Raw genomic sequence first — 3,232 nt, forward strand, 5'->3', positions numbered from 1 at the left:
CCGGCCTTGAGCCGGGGTCCCGCTGCCTGCCAACGCTGAAGAAGAAGCGGGACCCCGGCTCAAGGCCGGGGTGACGATAGTTTAACACCAACAGGAAAGATTACTCCAGCGGAGCTACTCGGTCTCCTCGACAGGAGCGGGTAAAACTGAAGTCCTCCGCCTCTAACCCTTGGTTCGCACCGAAGGCCGTATATCGGCGTCCGCGGCGAGCCGACGGACGCCCGCCGAAGCGATATTGCCGGACAGACGATCGAGCAGCGATGCGAGCGTCGCCAGCTCCGCGTCGCTGAAACCGACGAAGGTCTCCTCCTCCTGCGCGGCGGCGAGCAGCGCGAGACGCCGCAGCGTCGGTTGTGCCGCGGCGGTGAGATGGATGCAGCGCGCGCGGCGATCGCTGGCATGCTTGCGCCGCTCCAGCAGGCCGTCCGCGCAAAGCCGCTCGACCAGCCGGCCCGCGGTGACCTCGGTGATTTCCAGCGTCTCGGCGATCATGCGCTGGGTCGCGCCGGGATTGCGTGAAACCACGGCGATCACACGGAACTTCGCGCGCGATACCCCCAGTCGCTCGACGCTCTGATCGAAGCGCTGAACCAGCCGGCGCGCGCTCAGGATCAGCTTGACGCCGATCGATCGCCGCAGCGAATCCTGCGCGTCGGGCCCGTCGCCGCGCTCAGCCATCGCGGCACCCGCCGAGATCGATGCGATCGATGATCATAAGCCCGCCGCCAATCCCCATCGCCTCGCCCCCCGCCGATCGGCGCCGCCTGGCCGCCCACCCGTGTCGCATGGCAGGCGGCCGAAAGGAAGATTGGCGCGGTGGCGCGCGGCGGCCGGCGCCACTTCGCGCTTGATCGCCGGTTTCCCGGAGGGCACCAGTCGATGCGATGACCATCGCGGCCACGCCAAAGACATCGCGCAGCTTGGGCGCGTTCGAGCCGCTGCGGGAGCGGACCTTCCGGGCGATCTGGTCGAGCAGCCTGCTGTCCAATTTCGGATCGCTGGTCCTCGGCGTCGGCGCCGCCTGGGAGATGACGCGGCTCACCAACTCGCCGGGCATGGTCGCGCTGATCCAGACCGCGCTGATGCTGCCGATCATGATCGTCGCGGTGCCGGCGGGCGCGATCGCCGACATGTTCGATCGCCGCAAGGTGGCGCTGGCGGGCCTCGCCTTCGCCTTCGTCTGCGCGGCCGCGCTCGCGGTCATCGCCTCGCTGGGCTATACCTCGCCATGGCTGCTGCTGGGTTTCTGCACGCTGATCAGCTCCGGCGGCGCGCTCTACAGCCCCGCCTGGCAGGCCTCGGTTCGCGAGCAGGTCAAGGCCGAGCATCTGCCGGCGGCGGTCGCGCTGGCCTCGGTCAGCTATAATATCGCCCGCAGCTTCGGCCCCGCGCTGGGCGGCGTGATCGTGCTGCTGGCGGGCGCGCGCTCGGCGTTCGGTATCAACGCAATCTGTTATCTGCCGTTGATCGTCGCCTTCTTTTTGTGGCGGCGTCCCGATACGCCCTCCCGCCTGCCGCCCGAGCGGATCGATCGCGCGATCGTCGCCGGCGCGCGCTATGCGGTGCATTCGCCGCCGATCCGCACGGTGATCGTCCGATCGCTCGGCACGGGCATGGCCGGCGCCTCGGTCTCGGCGCTCACGCCGATCGTCGCGCGCGATCTGCTCTACGGCGGCGCCGGCACCTATGGCCTGCTGCTCGGCATGTTCGGGGGCGGCGCGGTGGCCGGCGCGCTGCTGATCCCGCGCATCCGCAAGGCGATGAAATCCGAAAACGCGATGCGGCTGTGCGCGCTGATCACGGGGGGATCGATCGTCATCGTCGGATTGAGCCACGACGTCATCCTCACCGCGGTGGTGATGGCGGTCGCGGGGACCGCCTGGATGCTGATGGCGGCGATCCTCAATCTCGGCGTGCAGCTCTCGGCGCCGCGCTGGGTCACGGCGCGCGCGCTCTCCTGGTATCAATCCTCGCTGACCGGCGGCATCGCGATCGGCGCGTGGCTGTGGGGGCGCGTCGCGACCGATCACGGCGTCGGCGCGGCGATGATCGCCTCGGGAGCGGCGATGATACTGACGCCGCTGATCGGGCTGCTCATGCCGATGCCGCGCATGCTCGCCAGCGCGATCGAGCAGATCGGGATCGCGCACGAGCCGGAGGTCGCGCTCGCGCTGACCGCGCGGAGCGGGCCCGTGGTGGTCGAGATCGATTATGACGTCGATCCCGATCAGGCCCGCCAATTCTACGATGTCATGCGCAAGCTGCAACGCGCGCGGAAGCGCAACGGCGCGTTCGAATGGTCGATCGCGCGCGATATCGCCGATCCGGCGCTGTGGACGGAGCGCTACAGTTGCCCGACATGGGGGGATTATCTCCGCCAGCGCAGCCGGTTCACCCTATCCGATCTCGCGCTGCAAAAGCTCGCCGACGGCTTCTGCCGGCCGGACGGCATCCGCCGCATTCGCCGTCGCCTCGAACGGCCGTTCGGATCGGTAAGGTGGCGCGCCGATTCGCCCGATCCGCAAAGCGAGCCCATCCCGATCTTCGCGCCCTGAACGGCACGCCTGATGCCAGCCTCGCGCCATGCTGCGGTCTTTTCTGCGCAGCAAAGTCGGGCGCGAGTCGTGCGATGGATCCGATACGGTGCTACCGCTGCTTAGCTTGTCGCCGATTCAGAAGATCGACTAAGCACTTACTATAATTGGCCAAAGTCTGGCAGCTTGGCCGCTTCGGAACCATTGAAGTTTCCGCGCCTTATGATAGTCTGCATGCAAGCCGTCGTCAGAACGGCAGTCATCCTGGAGAGTTGACGATGGAAATGCAGAATCCCTCCGTTTCCAACATCGAAGGCTGGATGCTCGGCATCGCCAGCGCGGTTTCGGCGCTGATCGGCGGCACGGTCTACCTCATCCTGGGCTGATCGTTTCCGGGGGCTGCGGTGCCCGGCGAGCCGTTCGCCGCGACGCCCCATCCCAGGCCAAGCGCCTTCTGGATCGCGACGAAATCCATCGTCAAAGCCGCTTCCGCAGTGGAGATATTCTGCTCCGCGCCAAGCTGCGTGCGTTCGGCATCGAGCTGATCGATCAGGGTGGCGGTTCCCGCGCGGTAGCGCTGGCGAGACAAGGCCGCCGCCTCGTCCGCCGCCGCCTTCTCGCGCACCAGCGTCGCCAGCACCCGCCGCCGCGCGCCGAAGCGCGCCAGCGAATCCTCGGCGTCGCGCAGCGCGGCCAGC

4 protein-coding genes are annotated in these 3,232 nt (G+C 68.0%); 2 read left to right on the top strand and 2 right to left on the bottom strand.

What is annotated here, in order from left to right; translation table 11 throughout:
* Positions 1-162 precede the first annotated feature (162 nt).
* Positions 163-678, bottom strand: coding sequence for a MarR family winged helix-turn-helix transcriptional regulator (locus tag HUU94_RS05590; RefSeq protein ID WP_174274114.1), 516 nt, complete (start codon positions 676-678; stop codon positions 163-165).
* Positions 679-884: 206 nt separating this feature from the next.
* Here HUU94_RS05590 and HUU94_RS05595 point away from each other — a divergent pair, with 206 nt between their 5' ends.
* Both HUU94_RS05595 and HUU94_RS05600 read left to right on the top strand, forming a co-directional pair.
* Positions 885-2,555 (top strand): MFS transporter, encoded by a 1,671-nt coding sequence (locus HUU94_RS05595; RefSeq protein WP_174274115.1) that lies wholly within the window; start codon positions 885-887, stop codon positions 2,553-2,555.
* A gap of 146 nt (positions 2,556-2,701) precedes the next feature.
* Entirely contained in the window at positions 2,702-2,920 is a 219-nt protein-coding gene (locus tag HUU94_RS05600; protein WP_174274116.1) for a hypothetical protein, read from the top strand.
* Here HUU94_RS05600 and HUU94_RS05605 read toward each other — a convergent pair.
* Positions 2,902-3,232, bottom strand: a 331-nt coding sequence (locus HUU94_RS05605) for a TolC family protein (protein ID WP_174274117.1), incomplete at its 5' end; no start/stop codon positions are given. The two genes, HUU94_RS05600 and HUU94_RS05605, sit on opposite strands and share 19 nt — an antisense overlap.

The sequence above is a fragment of the Sphingomonas bacterium genome (assembly GCF_903644055.1).
In the GTDB taxonomy this organism is placed as follows: domain Bacteria; phylum Pseudomonadota; class Alphaproteobacteria; order Sphingomonadales; family Sphingomonadaceae; genus Sphingomonas_I.

Excerpts from the sequence above, each read along its gene's own strand:
- HUU94_RS05590 (WP_174274114.1), bottom strand. The coding sequence starts at position 678 with ATGGCTGAGCGCGGCGACGGGCCCGACGCGCAGGATTCGCTGCGGCGA.
- HUU94_RS05595 (WP_174274115.1), top strand. The coding sequence starts at position 885 with ATGACCATCGCGGCCACGCCAAAGACATCGCGCAGCTTGGGCGCGTTC.